A 16,811-nucleotide genomic window follows, 5' to 3' on the forward strand; every position below is an offset into this window, starting at 1 on the left:
CCCTCCTATTCAGCGAATGTTCCTAATGAATCTAGAATTTCTTGGTAGTATTCCGCACGACTAGCGTCTTCTTTCTTCAACTCTTGACCAATCTCACCATCTTTAATGAAAAGAATACGGTCACAGAAACTAGCTGAGAATGGATCGTGAGTTACAAGTAAAATTGATACATTATCTTCACGATTAATTTTTGTTAGAGTATCCATCAAAGCTCTAGCACTCTTCGAATCCAAAGCACCAGTAGGTTCGTCACCAAAGACGATTGATGGTTCATGAACTAGGGCACGAGCAGCGGCGACACGTTGTTTTTGACCACCTGATAGTTCTGTTGGATAGTGATTTAAAATCTCTGTTAGGCCTAATTTTTCAGCGATACTCGTCACTGCAGGCTTGATTGACTTAGATGGTTTGTTTTGTAGAGCTAATGGCAAAGCAATATTTTCATAAGCAGTTAAGTTTTCCAACAAATTGAAGTCTTGGAAAATGAAACCAATTTTATTGGCACGGAAATCAGCCATTTGATTGTTTTTTAATTTAGTAATATCTTGACCAGCAATTTCAACACGACCACTAGTTGGTGTGTCTAGAGTTGAAAGAATATTTAAAAGTGTTGTTTTACCTGAACCTGAAGCACCCATAATTCCTACGAATTCGCCGGGCTTAACTTCAAAATTTACATCGGATAAAGCTTTGAATTGTTTCTCTCCAGCCTTACCATAAATTTTTTCAACATTTTGTACATCGACGATTTTTTGCATTTGTACTTCCCTCCATTTGATATATCTATCATAACGGCTAGGACGTTTAGGGTCGTGCGATTCTCCTTACATTTCCTTACACTTTTGTAAGCCGCACTTACGGGGCCGTCTCCGGTCACAAGGGGTGAAATCGCTGTGAGGAACGGCTCAAGCCTGAGGAGCGGTCTTGACCCTCGATTTTGAACTTCGCAGAACCCGCGAATTTCAAAATACGTCCTGTGCTGTAAGGCCGAGAAAAATCACTCGACCTAACACCACTGCCACTGCTGATTTCACCCCTTGTGCCCTCCGACTATTGGATTCTTAAATTTTATGTTTCTTACGAATAATTATGTCAAAGAGCTGCAATGATTTTCAAAAGCATCCAACTACTCAAATATATAAACACTGCAAACATTTATTAAACTAGTCGGAGGAGCTGAGAAATATTAACTGGCTGTGAATGTGGCGTTAGGGCTTTAGCCCTTACACCACTGGGCGTGTTTGGAGACTTGCCGAACTTGCAAGGCTTCAAACCGAGGGACGAGACCTTGGCTCGGCCCGGTCCGCATAGACAGTTAATGTTTCTCAGCTCCGGAGACAGCAATTGATATATAATATTTGAGGACTATTCGCAAAGATGTCCGAAAATATAAAACACTAAGGGGTGTATTTCCGATGGGGAAAAATCTGCCAAATATCGACGGAGAATCAAAAAAGTCGTTTATTAGTTGGCCTGTCGTTGCTCTAATGGATTTCGTTACTGTTATTGGCTTCGATGATATTGTTTATAATTTCCATAACCAAGGTTTGGGAATTGTTTTTACTTGGATCATTATGTTATTTGTTTTCGTTGTACCTTATGAAATGATGGTTGGTCATTTAGGTTCAACATTTAATGAAGAAGGTGGCGGCGTTACATCATGGGTTCGTGCCACTGGTGGTAATGTCTGGGGTTATATTTGTGCCTGGACCGTTTGGGTTTCTAGTTTGCCTTACATTGTCGATGTTGCGAATTCAACTTTGATTTCCTTTGGTTGGTTGATCAACGGTAACAGTTCAATGTCTGACAAAATGAGCAATTCAATGTTTGCTCTCTTAACAGCTGTTATTTTTACAGTCTTCATTTTTATTCAACATTATTTACGCAATTCACTACAAATTTTGAGTATTCTCGGTGGTGGCGCTATGTTCATCATCTCAATCTTGTATGTCGTGATGACTTTTGTTTATCTTGGCAAAGGTAACATGCCACATACTCAACCATTTACGATTCAATCTTTTATTCCTAAGTTTGATATGCATTATCTTTCCACTTTCGGACTTGTCATCTTTGCGATGAACGGTTCAGAATTTGCGGCACCATATGTTACAGAGATGAAAAATGGGAAACGTGATTTTCCTAAAGCTATGTGGATGCTAGCTATTATGACTGGTTTTCTAACTGTTTTAGGTTCATTTGCCTTAGGTGTCTTCTTTAATGCACACCATTTGCCAAATGACTTGAAAATGAATGGTTCTTACTATGCTTTCCAATACATGGGACAAGAATTTGGTATGGGGCGTTTCTTCCTATACTTATTTGCTTTAACACAAGCTCTCTATATGATGGCGCAATTGGCTGTCCTTTTGGATGCCGGGACAAGAATGTTCCTTTCTGATACCGCCAAAGAATACTTACCAAAGGGTCTCACGAAAACTGATAAACGTGGTTTACCAATCAATGGTTACTGGCTAACGACTGGTATCTGTACCGTTATCATGGTAATGAGTGCTACTTTGCCAAATATGAATTCAATCTTTAATCAACTCTTGAACTTGAACGGAATCGTTTCACCATATACAACTTGTTTCTTGTTCAGTTCCTTTATTCTCGTTAGATTACACGATGATAAATTTAAATCTGACTTCGTTTACATCAAAAACAAGTATTTCGCTATCCTAGTTGGTATTTGGTGCTTCGCTATCACCTTTGGGGCCGCCACATTAGGTATCTTCCCAACTGATGAAACACCGGGTACAGCTGCTTGGACACACGTTTTGACATTGAACATTTTGGAACCTGTTTTGATGATCCTAATTGGTATCATTTTGCCAGTAATTGCTTACGTTCAACGGTCACACGAGCAGGCTTAGCATATTAATTCTTGCTTTATTGAATTGATGTTAAAATATAAATAAGTATTTTGATATTAATCTGATAATTTACTATTTTATATAAATAGCCTATAACCAAATTACTAGTTTTCTTATTTAATCTAGTCGGAGGAACTTAGAATATTCACAGGCAGTGAAAGTGGCGTTAGCGATTTATCGCTTACACCACCGGACGTGTTTGGAGACTGGCTTGCAAGGCTTCAAACCGAGACCTGAGACCTTGGCTCAGGTCGGTCCGCACAGCCAGTGAATATTTCTAAGTTCTGGAGACGGCATACAATATTATTAAATCTATAAAAAGCTGAGGGGTCTTCTTATGATCAATGAAATTTTAAAAACAATTGAGCAGTATCAAAAAATTATTATTCTCAGACATCAAAATCCTGACCCTGATGCAATTGGCTCACAAATCGGTTTGAAGACAATGCTTCAAGAAGCTTTTCCTGAAAAACAAATTTACGTTGCTGGAATCGATTTAGCAGTCCTCGATTGGATTGGTAAAATGGACCAAATTTCTATTGACACTTATCAAGATGCACTCGTTATTGCGGTTGATACTGCCAATTCACCACGAATCGACAATAATGGCGACTATCGTATTGCTGATAAAATCATTAAGATTGATCACCATCCTAATGTTGATTCGTTTGGGGAAATTAATTGGGTCGACGAATCCTTCTCTAGTTGTGCTGAAATGATTTATACCTTGGCCGAAAAGCTGGCACCACTTAAAGTTTCACGGGAAACAGCTTTTAGCCTCTATTCCGGTATTGTTGGCGATACGAATCGTTTCTTATATGGAGAAACTGATTATCGAACTTTACGAATCTCAGCTGAGTTAGCTAAAACTGGTATCGATATTTCCCAAATTGCTTTGCATGAGGATGAAATGTCCTTGCAAGTTGCTCGATTAGAGGCTTACATCTTAGACAATTTCCAAATTACTGATTCAGGTTTTGGTTACATTATTATCCGTAAACCTGAATTCGATAAATTCCATTTAGACGACGGCGAACTCGATCATGCCGTGCCACTGATTGGTCGAATTAATACCATCAATAATTGGATTGTTGTTAGTGAAAAAGAACCTAATCACTTCCGTGTCAACTTACGTTCGAAGAATGTCGCAATTAACGGTGTCGCTGAAAAATTCGGTGGCGGTGGTCATCCCCTAGCTAGTGGCGTTTATGTCGGTAGCATGGAAGATGTTAATGCTTTGATTAAAGATATGGATAACTTAAATAAATAAACGCAAAAGGAGCTAGTAATCGACTATGATTACTAGCTCCTTTTTTGATTCTTCTAAATATTTTGTTCAACTTTAATATTATAGTAAACAATTCTTGGTTCAAATTTCTTACTCTCAAAATGAACTTTGGTTAGTGATAAATTGTTTGGTTCAATTTGATCCAGCATTTCGTGAGCGTATGTATCAACTAAAGCAGTCAAAATAGCACTATGTGTTACAACGATAACTGGTTTAGTTTCCGTTTGAAGAATTTTTTCAATTCCACTGGCAAAACGAGTCCAAAATGCCTTACTTGTCTCGGCTAAATGTGTTGAATCAAGCTTAGCAATTTTATCCTGCATCTCGTTGGCATTCATTTCCTGCAGCGTTGCCTCAACTGATTTACCAGAAATCTTAGCGTAAGTTTCTTTCTTAGATTGACCTTCAAAACTACCGTAAAATTGTTCTCTTAACTCAGGCATTGTAACCATTTTAAAGATTTTGCCACCAGCGGCTTTAAAACCATTATTCAATTCCGTGACAGTTTGGATCGAACGATTCATATCACTGCAATAAATGGTATTGGAAATGTCGCCTAAGTTACCAAGTGTTCTGCCCATTTGGTAGGCTTCCTCATGACCTGATTTAGTTAAAGGTGTATCAGACCAACCTTGCATTTTACCTAAATAATTAAAATAAGTTTCTCCATGACGAACGAAGTAGATATCCATTTTACAAATCAACTCCTAATTGAAACGTAATTACAGAGAAAATTGTAGGCTTGTCCGAAACAAAAGACAATTTTTCAAATCGGCTTATTTTTCAATTAAGGTTACGGGATTGCTCAACTGTGAGTTCAATAATTGTATCATCCGCTCAATTTTCTGATTTTCCATCTCATCAAATGACAAATCCAAATCTACTTCTTGTGAATCTTCCAGTTTCAAGCCTAAATAATAGGCACTTGGGTAAAAATATACCAGATAAGCACTGGCTGCAGCGGCTTTAATATTAGCAGGAACTTGCATTTTCTTGCCAATAACTAAACTGGCAGTGTCGACCTGTTGAAGACTGACAATGGATTGCTTACTACTTAACGGTAATAAGATAGCCATAATTCGACGACCCATCGTTTTATAATCGTAATAACTAATTTGTTGCTGATTGATTTTCCAATAACCGTAAGTATCTGACAATTTAACTGCATACAGTGCCACAGCTACGATAAAACAAAGCACTCCAAACAAAATACTAATTCCAATCTCTTTAGCAAAAGTATAGAAAAATACACTAATAATTATGCCCACAGCCAAACTAACTACCAGTGGCACATAATTAATTTTGCGACCAAACGTAAATTCCTTCATAATTGCCCCCTGCTACTCATCACGCAATCTATATAGCTCTTTGGTTAATTTAATATCTCGATTCTTCGTAATTTCCGTAATATTTTGTTTATCTATAAATTCAATATTCTTTCGTTGTAAAAACGTTAATATCGTTGCCAACATTTTACGTTCATTGGAGTCAGGCCAATAATACTGGCGTAAATCTAAATAAATTTTTTGATTATCTTTAGTTGTTACAAGTAGATAAAACATTTCGTGCATCGTTTGACCCATATTGGGTACGTAATTATCAAAGGTAATCATCGAATTAGGATTGTAAGCAAATAAATCAACTTTGATTTCAATACTTTTTATCTTTTTGTATGAAATAAATTGTGGCTTTCTAAGGTGAAATAAGGCTTTGAGCGGAATTATTAACTCATCAATCCCCGTGTATTTACCCTTAGTATCACTAATATAAGTAATTCCCGTTCGATTCAAAGTCCAATAAGTGTAATAACGTTTAAAATCAAATGGGCCCATAAACGTACCCATAAAATAAGCGATTATAGAAAGTAATAAGGCAATGAAAATATTTTCTATGGCTGCAATCCCACTGAATCCAATGATCAAAAGTACCAGAAAAAATACTGGCCAGCGATTCTTTGGTTTTCCATAGTCGAATGGAAAATGCAGATATGGTTCGCCGGTTATTAATTCATCCAATGAAATATCTAACAAACCACTCAAAGAAATGAGGTTGTCAATTCCGGGCAAGCTCTCGCCTGTTTCCCATCTAGAAATGGACTGTCTGGAAATGTTCAATGATTCAGCCAACTGTTCTTGTGAAAGCTGATTCCTCTTTCGATATTTAACAATATTGTCGGACAAAACCATTTCTAGACACCCCTATTATCTTTAAATTTTCGATTCATCTTCACTTTGCTTATCACGTAAATCATATAACTTCTTGGTTAGGACAATGCTTCTATCCTTGACCAGTTCCGCAATATTTTGTTCATCAACAAACTCAATATTCTTCCGCTGTAGAAACATAAGAATCGTTGATAACATTTGACGTTCTGAAGACTGTGGCCAATAGTATTGCCGCAAATCTAAGTAAATTTCCTGATCCTGTTTAGTTGTGATAATTAAATGAAAACCTTCGTGCATATATTGCGCTCTTGTTGGTGCATAGCCACCTTTCAGCCCCATAGCTGAATTAGGATTAACTTCAAACAAATCTATTTTGACCGTAATTTTTTTCATTTGTTGATAGGGGATAAATCCCGTTTTACGTGCATGCAAGAGTGTCTTGATAGGAATAGTGAGTTCTTCCAAACTGTTATAAACGTCTTTATTGTTAATAACATAAGTAATCCCCGTTTTATTCAACGTCCAATAGATGTAATAACGTTTAAAATCAAATGGCGAAACCAAAATAACCATCGTATAACTGGCCAAAGCTCCCAATAATGGCGCATAGAAGTTATGAAAGCCTGAAAAAATCAATACTGCAATTAACATGACCACTATCAAAAAGAAAACTGGCCAGCGATTCTTTGGCTTCCCATAATTGTATGGAAAATGCAGATATGGCTCACCCGTAATCAACTCATCCAACGAAATATCCAGTAAACCACTCAATGAAATCAAATTATCAATACTAGGTAAATTCTCGCCCGTTTCCCATTTAGAAATTGATTGCCGAGAAATACTCAATGCTTCAGCCAATTGTTCCTGTGACAACTGGTTTTTTTTACGATATTTAACAATATTACTTGCTAAAGACATCTGGCTCACTTCCTCTATACCTAAATTATAGGTACTAAATTAAGGAAAATGCACGCACTTATTGCTTGCTAGCGTTATATAACGGCTATTTAATCATAAATGCTCCCACAACTAGGCAAATGACACCGATAATCAAAGAAGAATAGACACCCATAAAGACATAAGGCTGAGGATTTTTAACATTCTTTTTTATATTGAAGTACATCTTTCGACCAACATAGATTTGATAAATTCCCATTAAAATAACCACGATACCAATCATTTCAAGTCCCATGATGATGCCCCCTTTTCTTAATCATAGGCTATTTTCAGACATGATTAAATCCATTTGAAAATAAGATCAAAACTGAGAAAAATTAGGACCATTCCAAACGTTGAGCCAAACAACAGCAACAATCGAGCAATCCTAGGAAACTTATTCTTTGGTTCCCTCCTAATTTGAAAAAACGACTTTATCGTCAAAAAAATCTCCATACAGCCAAAAAACATTGCAAGAAAAGCAAGAAAATCAGACATAATGGTCACTTCTTTCATCGAACTAAAACGTAATTCTTTAGCCCCTAAGTTAACCCACATAATAGTTTCAACCTGAACATAAAAAAAGATTCAACCATAGACAAGCTGTCCATAATTGAATCGTTGTATTTATTATTATTTTGAAAATATGTCGCCTCCAGAAGTAAGAAACTTAGGTCGCTGTGGGGACCGATTGGAGCCAAAGTACGGTCTCCAGTCTCGATTTTGAACTTCGCAAAGTACGCGAATTTCAAAAGTCGTCCCGTGGTGTAATGGCTAAAGCCATAACACCACCTTCACGGCGACCTAAATTCTTACTTCCTCCGGCTAGTTTATTCTTTGTTTTGAATTGTGGTGTACTACTATTTGGCTTGGTTACTTTTTCGTAAATAACTGGAGTACCAAGAATTAAAGTATATAACGCCGGAGGGAGAGCGGGATTTAACCAGCAGTGACAGTGGTGTTAGAACGGTGATTTCCCGTTCTTACTCCACGGACGTATTTTGAGATTTGCTAACTGTGCAAAGCTCAAAATCGAGGTTCGAGACCTTGGCTCGAACCGGTCCCACAGCAGGTTAAATCCCGCTCTCCCAGAGGCCCCTAAGAATTGAAATAGCTGGAAAAATTAAACATTGAACCAATTAACGAAACAGTACCGATAACTACCATTATCAGGGAAAGAATACCTTGAATCGTACAGACATTATTCCACGGGAAGTCAGCTAAAAATGCAAGCCCCAAAATGCCGATCCAAAAGTATTTTCCTTTATAAAAATCACTATTGAATTTCACACTGGTTCCCCTTCCTTACCTTTTTATTAAATTGATAATACTACCAAAAGATATTTTTGTGCCAACTTCATCATCAACGTACGTTTTTCGCTCATGAACGTCAATCATCGGTCTGTTTCAGCTTGATTTTCCAAAAGATATAGACCGCCAAAGATTGATATTAAAATACCTATCACGTCGACTAAGCAGACGATTGGAAAAATATTATTTGGCACATCAGTATACCGATACATCCCGACTTTTGACATTTCTGTTAAAGTCCAAAAAATAATAGCAAGTGCTGCCGCTATAATTAACAAGTTAAAAATTACGTAGAGTAACTTTTGACTTTTAATTTGTAAAAAGTCGTTGATATAATTCATCAATAAATGTACCAAAGTACTCCCCGTCCAAATCAGGACGACAGCTAAAAATATCAACGTTATATCCTTCAATAACAATTCAAACTGAATGTTATCATCAATTACCGTGTGGTAAAAAACATCATTACGCATGTAGTAATAAAGTGATCCCAGGAAAATAACCGATTCTATCAGACAGAAGTAAAAATAAATCAAACCAGATGTTAGTAAATTACTAAAATACAATTGGCTTTCCGATATTGGAATAAGTCTATATCTATTACTAGAAAGCACTTTCTCATTGAGGTTCACTAAAATAACGATACCTAAAATGAAAAATACTGTCGCACTAATGATCATGAGTCCTTGCGGAAAACTACGGAAAAAAATCGAATCAAATTTCGTAATACCAATAATAATACCAACCAAAATTATATTAATGAGCAAAGTCAAATTGATGGGTCTGAATTTGCTCCAAATTAATTCTTTACTTACACCCAGAAGGCTACTCATATTAACGGACCATCCCTAGTCATTATTTTGTAGTGTCTTTAACGAATTGTTTCTGTCCATCTCTTTAAGAGATAGATATTTATTACTGTGAAAAGTGCAATCCATGCAAAAGTTATTCCAAGAATCAACCAAATAACATTAGTTAATTGTTGTAGCGAGGCATTCCCTTGTGAAGTGCTATAAATCATTTCAAAGAACTTTCCGGTTGTTAAATTGAAAACAATTAATCCAACCACCGTTATGACAATATAAAGGATAAAGCTAACAAACTTTTGACGTGCAAATGGTAAGAAAGAACTAATCCAATTGATCAAAAAGTGAATTAATGTAATTGCCGTCCAAAGTAAAACTGTACTAAAAATTAATAACAAAGTTATTTGAAAGAATGTCAACACGCTTAGTCCGTTCATAGATGCAGAACTATACATGCTTGAACCACTCACAAAATAAATAATGTTTCCAATAATAGCTTCTAAAATTTGCAAATAAGTGAACGCAGCAAACGTTGTTAAGATATTACTGAAATACAACTTGGTATCAGAAGTAGGAATTAGACGATAATTACTACTTGTAAATACTCGTTCATTACTTCGTGCTACCAAGACAAAGCCAACAAGATTAGCAATGATAATAGTGCAATAAAACGCTTCAAAAGAATGTTCTGGAATCAAAACTCCATCCCAGTTGCCGGTAAATATTCTCAACAAATCCAACACAACTAAAAAGATTAAATCAACGATGACAATCCAATTCATCATGCGCCATTTATCACTCATTAAATTTCTAACTAAGCCCCTAAATTCAGTCATTTTGAAACACTTCCTTCATAAACCTGTTCATAATATTCTTCGACACCCAAGTGGTATTTCTCTTGGATAGCTTCAACAGAACTGACTTGGTAAATCGTCTTATCTTTGATAATAATCACATCATCTAACAAACTAGCGATTTCAGTCACATAGTGATCACTAATAATAATGGTCGAATCATCATCTTTCCAACGAATAATACTGCTGATAATTTTCTTCCGTGACATACTGTCGATACCACTTAATGGTTCGTCCAACAAATACAACTTAGTTTCACGTGCCAAAGCTAAAGCGATAATGAACTTACCTTTAGTACCTGTCGAGAGAGCTGATAGACGTTTATCATCCTCTAACTCTAAGAATTTAGCGATGTCCAAATACTTTGATTCCGAAAAATCAGGATAAACATTTTGATAAAATCTAACGATATCACCGATTTTAGTATTACGATTAAAACCACCTAATTGATCACTCAAACTGACGTTTTGTTTGATTTCACTTTTCTTCGTTGCACCGTCCACCGTTATAACGCCTTCAGGTAGAGAATTAACACCTGCTATCAAGCGCATCAAGGTTGTTTTACCGGCACCATTCTCACCCAGTAACCCGATGATCTTGCCGCTGTTTAAATTCAAATTAATATCTTCTAAAATTGCTTTATTATTTTTCTTATAATTCAAATTCTCAATTTTTAGTAAATCTGACATTTCAGTAACCCCCTACTAATTAACTGTTTCTGATTTTTTATTCAACAAATAGAGACTAATAATGGTGAAAATCACAATCCAGATAACCATCATCGCCATACCAGAGTACATCACTCTGCTAACGGCGGCGAAACTACTATCTAAATCGTTGATTCCCATAATTCGTAAGACATTACCTGTAATAAAGTTAACTGGTATCATAAATAACCAAATTACGATGACTGTAACGATAATTTTGACAAAACTTTGATTTTTAAATGGTAGAAAATCATTGACCCAATCGATCAATAAATGCAGTGCTGTAATCGCTGCCCAAACGGTGATAATGCCTAAGATAAAAGCTACTAAGACTTCAGACTTGAACAAGTATTGTTGCACTGAATTGAAACTTCGAACCATGAAACCATCATATTTATTTGGTGCAACCGTAATGGATGCCAGATAAATAAGTATTTCTCCAACGATCAAATAAATGAGTCCGACAATTGAGGTCAACATATTGCTCGAATAAAGTGTGCCATCACTGATAGGTATTAAACGATATTTATCATTAATATAAATTCGTTCATTCATCACGGCTATCACAATAACGCCAATCAAAACAGCTGAAAACGCGCTTCCTGTAAAACTAGTAATATTGGGTTGAGGCTGAATAGCTTTCCACAATTGAACAGCTATTAAAATGAGAATATGTATTCCTAAGATCAAACTGACAATTTTAAATTTATTTTTCAATAATCCTTTACTGACACGTCCTAGGCTACTCATCATCCAGACCCCCTTCGTAGACTTTTTCGTAATACTCTTCAATTCCCAAATGATTTTGTTCTTGAATATCTTCAACGGAACTCACTTGATACACCGTTTGATCTTTCAAAATAATGACATCATCTAAAAGACTGGAAATTTCTTTAACATAATGTGAACTGATAATAATTGTTGAATCGTCACTCTTCCATTGAATGATACTTTTGATAATTTTCTTTCGTGCCATAATATCAACACCATTTAAAGGTTCATCCAATAAATACAGTGGGACTTGGCGAGCTAGTGTCAGTGCAATCACTAGTTTTTCACCCGTACCTGTCGAAAGATTAGCTATCTTATCATCACAAGGAATTTCTAAAAATTGCGCCATTGCTTGGTATTTTTCAAATGAAAAATCAGGATAAATGTCGATATAAAATTTCACAACATCTTTAACCTTAGTATTCTTTTCACCCATACCTTTTCTAAAACTAACTAAGGAGTAAGTCATACTAACACATGATTTTCTTGCAGCTTTATTATCAATGCCAGCAACCGAGATTTGACCTGAATTCTTAGCCTTAACCCCAGCAATCAAACGCATTAACGTCGTTTTACCAGCACCATTAGCACCCAGCAGCCCGATAATTTTTCCATTATCTAAATTCAAGTTGATATCTTTTAAAATTAACTTATTGTTCTTTTTATAATTCAAGTCATTAATTTCTAATACCTTACTCATGGCTGCCCTCCCGTTGATTAATATATTTATTAAAACTAGCTACAATCTCTGAATCATTCATATTTAACGAATGTAACTTGTCATAAGTTGCATCAAACATCTCTTTAACGATGTGTTCTTTCAACATTTCAACAATTTCTGGATCTTCTGTTACGAAATTACCTTTGCCTCTTTGTGGAAGAATGACATTTTCCTCAGTCATTTCCTTAAGTGATTTTTGAACGGTATTAGAATTAGCTGAAAATTGAACGGCTAACTGTCTTACAGAAGGCAATTGTGAGCCTAGTTCATATTCGTTGCTAATAATTTTACGATACAAGATATCCTTTATTTGGAGGTAAATAGGTATGTTATCAATGTATTCCATCATTTCACCCTCTTACTGTTCTAGTACACTAATACAGTACAACGGAAAAATTAAAAAAGCAATCGTTTCAGTGCGATTGTTTTATTTAATTTTTTATAAAAATGCCGTCTCCAGAGCCGAGAAATAGTTCACTAGCTATGCGGACCGGATCGAGCCAAGGTCTCGATCCTCGGTTTGAAGCCTTGCAAGCAAGTCTCCAAACACGCCCGGTGGTGTAAGGGCTAAAGCCCTAACGCCACTTTCACAGCTAGTGACTATTTCTCGGCTCTTCCGACTAGGTTTTATATCTTTTATGTTTAGAAAACCTAATTCAAAATATTTGGCAAAACATTCCATGATTAAAGTCATACAAATCGTCAAGAAGTTATAAACTTACCTAACCTTTAACCATGCTATATTAGAGCAAATTGGGAATGAATATGATATGAAAGAAATGATCTATCATGATCAAATTTGGCAAAAAAGTTACTTATCGTCCACTCTTTATTAGCTTATTTGTTGGTATTCTCGTCGGTTCTATCTTTGGATTGAATATTTCGCGGACACTTGGTATTCAAGTTGGTGGAATTTTATTCATACTGATAATGCTAGGACACTATCTGTTTGTTTTACCAATTATCTTTAATTATTGGGAATCGAATAACTTTTTCATCCGTTATAACGATATCAAGCCGCTTCATAATCGCCTTTTAGCTCTACTTTTACCGCATCACACACCAATTAAAGCTATCAGTAAGAAAGACATTAAACGTGTCTCGATTATTGGACTGCCACAACGAAGTTCTTCATTAACGTCGGAATTGATTCTTTCCGAAGAAGGTGGATTCATGTATAACTTGTTTTTAATGATTAACGAACCTGTCAAGGTTAGATTAACCATGAATGACAATAGTATTGTTGATTTAGATATCTCTCGAGATTACGTGAAAAAGCCTGAACAAACCTTAGCTAAGTTACATATTTTTTTAAAAGAATTCAGTTACAATACTTTGAATATTCCTACCGAAGTACGAGAAATAATTGATGCTCAAATAAAAGAAGACTACGATGATTTTTCAAAATCACCATAGTCTTCTTTTCATACGTAATAGACATGCTAAAACCAGATTGGCAGCATCATTGTGGCTAAAGCAACACCATCATACTTCATTTCCTTACCCTTTAATTGATTAAATAAGACAATTATCGACTTCGGAAAATCCTTACTATTGGCTAAATAACTGACTGTAATTTTTTTACACAATCTTGATGATACTAACTCCGGATTGTGGTTCTTCTCTAATTCTTGAGCCGAATCCAGAATCATTTTTGCCAAGTCTGGGTGACGCTTAACTTCAGTATCACCATATGCTTTGCTTAATTGATCCATCATCAAACTTACTTGTTCTGAATTTTTCATAATATAACTCCTAACGTTGAGGCATGTGCTCGGATAAGCTATAAAATTGAAATTTATCGTTGAAATCGCCCATATTCATCCCATTCCAACTTGCACTTTTGGAAAGATTTCCCAATTCTATCAACTCTTTTTCCTCATCCTTTGATAAAGTAACACGACTAAACCCTTCAACATAAATGTATTTAACTAAACGACTAATTAACACTGCCGGATCTTTAGCACTATCAATTTTTAAATAAACTTGCTTAAGTACATCCGTGATGTTCAATAAATAACTCGATTTTTCAGGACGTTTCATTAATGATTCATACAAAAATTGAATGTGTTCTTTAGCAACTGCTGTAATATCTTGTTTCATTTTTAATCTCCCATTCGCAGGACACTAGTTTTAATATTAAATTAAATAAATCTGTTATGTTTTAAAGTACCCTGCAGCAATTCACACAAAATTTGAATCTCTAAAATAAACTAGTCGAAAGAATCGATTAATTCACTGGACCAATAACAAAGAAAAGACAAATACCCAAAACTAGGAACCCAATTCCAAAAGCTAAACTATACCAAACTGCTATGGCAGAAAAATTAGATGTCGTTTTATTGCCGTTATGCTGCAATATCTTCACATATTTAACTGAATTATATGCCTGATAAACACCAAAAATAATTGCTGCGAGACCTAAAATATAATTTAACATCATTTTGAACACTCCCTTTTTGCTTCTTGACCTTAAGATAGCATCAGTTAAATTAATCTGAATCAAAATATCTTGAAACATACTTTTTTTCTTCCTGAACGAATTCAAGAATAATTTTCCTTGTTTCACGATATCTTTATTCTTATAAAGAAGTTCTATGTAATAATTAAGATATCGAATTAAGTTACTGGGGGCGGGCAAATGATCTACATTGAACCAATTGTTTATGAAATTGGACAGATTTTTTCGTGTCTAATTTTTTTCTATATTTTTAGTCGCCTAGCCCATCTTCATCAAAAATGTCTGTCCGGAATCACGCTTATTTTACTAATTGTTGTTAATACAGTTGTTCCCAACTACGATTATTTTATTAATGCACTCGTTTTATATTTACTTTTCCAATGGCACAACAAGGAAAAATTATTACTAATTAATTCTATTTTAGTAAGTTCCTTGCTTAAATTATTAGCTGAAATCTTGACCAATCCGATAATTATCCTCTTCGATAGTCAGCATATTTCAACAAAAACACTCTTTGGAAGTATTTTGTTTGTCACCATCAATCTTTTAATTCAGTTACTTATTTCTGCTATATTTATCTGCTTATATGAACGTTTCAACATTGAAGAAAACTGGAATATCTCTAAATCAACAATGTTCGGGCTATTAATCGGTTATCTTTTCATTGTTATCTTCGTTTTCATGCGCATTATTCAACATTATCAAGCATACTCAGATTTGATTTCGAGTATCATGCTTTTCATTTTGATTCAGTGTATTTTTATCGTCATTATTTTTCTCAAGGGTAATCAAACACAAAAGGAAACTTATACCCGTGAACTGACTAGAGAACAGTTGAAAAATCTTAAAATGTACACTGACCAACTGGAACACGATCAAATTAAATTACGTGGCTTTGAGCGTAATTATAAAGGAACAATTGCTGGTTTACGTGAAATAGCCACATCAGGCGATTTTCAACAAATGCAGACGTCTTTAGGAACCTTAGAGGATTACTCCAACAGCTACTTCGACAATATTTCCATGCAATTATTCAAGGACCTCAACAACGTCGAAAATTCTTATTTGAAAAGTTTACTCATCAGTAAGTTAACGCTGATTCATCAAAATAAGATTACCTGCCATTTCGAATGTCGCGACGTTGTCAGTGATGCTTTAATTAACATCTTTGATTTAGTTAGACTCCTTGGTATTTCCATCGACAATGCCATTGAAGCTACGAAAAATCAGCCTAATGGGGAAATCCAAATTGCCATTATTGAAGAAGCATCCCAATTATCTTTCATTATCAATAACACGACCACTAACCAAACTGATGTCTCCGAAATGATGCAGGAAGGTTTTACGACCAAACAACATCATTCTGGATTGGGCTTAGTCAATGTTCAAGATATTAAACGAAAGTATCCTAATTTGTTCGTCCAATATCGAAAAAACGACCAATGGTTTAATCTCAGCATCGTTATTATTAAATAAATCGGGGAGTATTTATGAACTTATTTATAACGGGGCCACATCTACTACGTATTTGCTTGGCCTGGGCAATTTTTTATTATGTTTTCATGCTAATTTATCATTCAAAATTATCGGTTCAACGACAAATTTTTAGCTTTACGTTATTGTGGTTTCTCTCAGTCATTTTAAATCTTTTACTGTCAGGCTACGCTAATTTGTTAATTGCTGTCTTGATTTATTTAGTCCTCTGGCCCGATCGAAAAGTCGATTATTACTTAATCAACATTATCTTATTGAGTTTTCTCGTCAAATTTTGGGCGATAATTCTTCCCAGCCCCGTCCTCATGCATTATTTTCCTAATCCAAAGATTGTCTCTTACGGTTTCAATTTAACAATTAGTTTAATCGAGTTTATTTTTTCAATTACGTTTGTCTATTTTTACAATTACTTCAAACTTAATAA

20 protein-coding genes are annotated in these 16,811 nt (G+C 35.2%); 4 read left to right on the plus strand and 16 right to left on the minus strand.

Annotated features, from left to right (window positions below):
- Positions 1–5 precede the first annotated feature (5 nt).
- Positions 6–758: an ABC transporter ATP-binding protein gene (locus FD31_RS04815; protein ID WP_057891636.1), complete on the minus strand. Its 753-nt coding sequence runs from the start codon at positions 756–758 to the stop codon at positions 6–8.
- Between the two features lie 657 nt (positions 759–1,415).
- On the opposite strand from FD31_RS04815, the gene FD31_RS04820 reads away from it, so the two are divergent.
- Complete coding sequence (locus tag FD31_RS04820) at positions 1,416–2,873, plus strand: APC family permease (protein WP_057891637.1); 1,458 nt, start codon at positions 1,416–1,418, stop codon at positions 2,871–2,873.
- A gap of 337 nt (positions 2,874–3,210) precedes the next feature.
- Complete coding sequence (locus tag FD31_RS04825) at positions 3,211–4,143, plus strand: DHH family phosphoesterase (RefSeq protein ID WP_057891638.1); 933 nt, start codon at positions 3,211–3,213, stop codon at positions 4,141–4,143.
- A 53-nt stretch (positions 4,144–4,196) separates the two neighbouring features.
- Here the strand turns inward: FD31_RS04825 and FD31_RS04830 are convergent, their stop codons facing one another.
- The 12 genes from FD31_RS04830 to FD31_RS04890 form a co-directional block, all read right to left on the minus strand.
- On the minus strand, positions 4,197–4,853 hold the full coding sequence (locus FD31_RS04830; RefSeq protein ID WP_057891639.1) for a histidine phosphatase family protein: 657 nt from the start codon (positions 4,851–4,853) through the stop codon (positions 4,197–4,199).
- A gap of 84 nt (positions 4,854–4,937) precedes the next feature.
- Positions 4,938–5,489 carry a hypothetical protein gene (locus FD31_RS04835; protein ID WP_057891640.1) on the minus strand — a complete coding sequence of 184 codons (552 nt, stop codon included), beginning with the start codon at positions 5,487–5,489 and terminating at the stop codon, positions 4,938–4,940.
- Between the two features lie 12 nt (positions 5,490–5,501).
- On the minus strand, positions 5,502–6,347 hold the full coding sequence (locus tag FD31_RS04840) for a helix-turn-helix domain-containing protein (RefSeq protein WP_057891641.1): 846 nt from the start codon (positions 6,345–6,347) through the stop codon (positions 5,502–5,504).
- 21 nt (positions 6,348–6,368) lie between these two features.
- Positions 6,369–7,244, minus strand: a complete 876-nt coding sequence (locus tag FD31_RS04845; protein ID WP_057891642.1) for a helix-turn-helix domain-containing protein — start codon at positions 7,242–7,244, stop codon at positions 6,369–6,371.
- A gap of 85 nt (positions 7,245–7,329) precedes the next feature.
- Positions 7,330–7,518, minus strand: coding sequence for a hypothetical protein (locus FD31_RS04850; protein ID WP_057891643.1), 189 nt, complete (start codon positions 7,516–7,518; stop codon positions 7,330–7,332).
- Positions 7,519–8,360: 842 nt separating this feature from the next.
- Complete coding sequence (locus FD31_RS04860) at positions 8,361–8,552, minus strand: hypothetical protein (protein ID WP_057891645.1); 192 nt, start codon at positions 8,550–8,552, stop codon at positions 8,361–8,363.
- Between the two features lie 104 nt (positions 8,553–8,656).
- Positions 8,657–9,406 carry a hypothetical protein gene (locus FD31_RS04865; RefSeq protein ID WP_057891646.1) on the minus strand — a complete coding sequence of 250 codons (750 nt, stop codon included), beginning with the start codon at positions 9,404–9,406 and terminating at the stop codon, positions 8,657–8,659.
- Between the two features lie 38 nt (positions 9,407–9,444).
- Positions 9,445–10,215 (minus strand): hypothetical protein, encoded by a 771-nt coding sequence (locus tag FD31_RS04870; protein WP_057891647.1) that lies wholly within the window; start codon positions 10,213–10,215, stop codon positions 9,445–9,447.
- Complete coding sequence (locus tag FD31_RS04875) at positions 10,212–10,922, minus strand: ATP-binding cassette domain-containing protein (protein ID WP_057891648.1); 711 nt, start codon at positions 10,920–10,922, stop codon at positions 10,212–10,214. Before FD31_RS04875 ends, FD31_RS04870 begins: the two co-directional genes overlap by 4 nt.
- 15 nt (positions 10,923–10,937) lie before the next feature.
- Positions 10,938–11,693 (minus strand): hypothetical protein, encoded by a 756-nt coding sequence (locus FD31_RS04880; RefSeq protein ID WP_147007353.1) that lies wholly within the window; start codon positions 11,691–11,693, stop codon positions 10,938–10,940.
- On the minus strand, positions 11,683–12,411 hold the full coding sequence (locus FD31_RS04885; protein ID WP_057891650.1) for an ATP-binding cassette domain-containing protein: 729 nt from the start codon (positions 12,409–12,411) through the stop codon (positions 11,683–11,685). Before FD31_RS04885 ends, FD31_RS04880 begins: the two co-directional genes overlap by 11 nt.
- Entirely contained in the window at positions 12,404–12,781 is a 378-nt protein-coding gene (locus FD31_RS04890) for a GntR family transcriptional regulator (protein WP_235805332.1), read from the minus strand. Before FD31_RS04890 ends, FD31_RS04885 begins: the two co-directional genes overlap by 8 nt.
- 440 nt (positions 12,782–13,221) lie before the next feature.
- Here FD31_RS04890 and FD31_RS04895 point away from each other — a divergent pair, with 440 nt between their 5' ends.
- Complete coding sequence (locus FD31_RS04895) at positions 13,222–13,848, plus strand: hypothetical protein (protein ID WP_057891652.1); 627 nt, start codon at positions 13,222–13,224, stop codon at positions 13,846–13,848.
- A 26-nt stretch (positions 13,849–13,874) separates the two neighbouring features.
- On the opposite strand, the gene FD31_RS04900 is transcribed toward FD31_RS04895, so the two are convergent.
- From FD31_RS04900 to FD31_RS04910, 3 genes are all read right to left on the minus strand, one after another.
- Entirely contained in the window at positions 13,875–14,177 is a 303-nt protein-coding gene (locus tag FD31_RS04900; protein WP_057891653.1) for a bacteriocin immunity family protein, read from the minus strand.
- A gap of 10 nt (positions 14,178–14,187) precedes the next feature.
- Positions 14,188–14,535 (minus strand): bacteriocin immunity protein, encoded by a 348-nt coding sequence (locus tag FD31_RS04905; RefSeq protein WP_057891654.1) that lies wholly within the window; start codon positions 14,533–14,535, stop codon positions 14,188–14,190.
- Positions 14,536–14,662: 127 nt separating this feature from the next.
- Entirely contained in the window at positions 14,663–14,875 is a 213-nt protein-coding gene (locus FD31_RS04910; protein ID WP_147007354.1) for a hypothetical protein, read from the minus strand.
- A 198-nt stretch (positions 14,876–15,073) separates the two neighbouring features.
- Between FD31_RS04910 and FD31_RS04915 the strand changes: the two genes are divergently transcribed.
- Positions 15,074–16,369 carry a GHKL domain-containing protein gene (locus FD31_RS04915; protein ID WP_057891656.1) on the plus strand — a complete coding sequence of 432 codons (1,296 nt, stop codon included), beginning with the start codon at positions 15,074–15,076 and terminating at the stop codon, positions 16,367–16,369.
- The last annotated feature ends 442 nt before the right edge of the window (positions 16,370–16,811 follow it).

The organism is Companilactobacillus nantensis DSM 16982 (genome assembly GCF_001435815.1).
Taxonomy (GTDB): Bacteria; Bacillota; Bacilli; order Lactobacillales; family Lactobacillaceae; genus Companilactobacillus; species Companilactobacillus nantensis.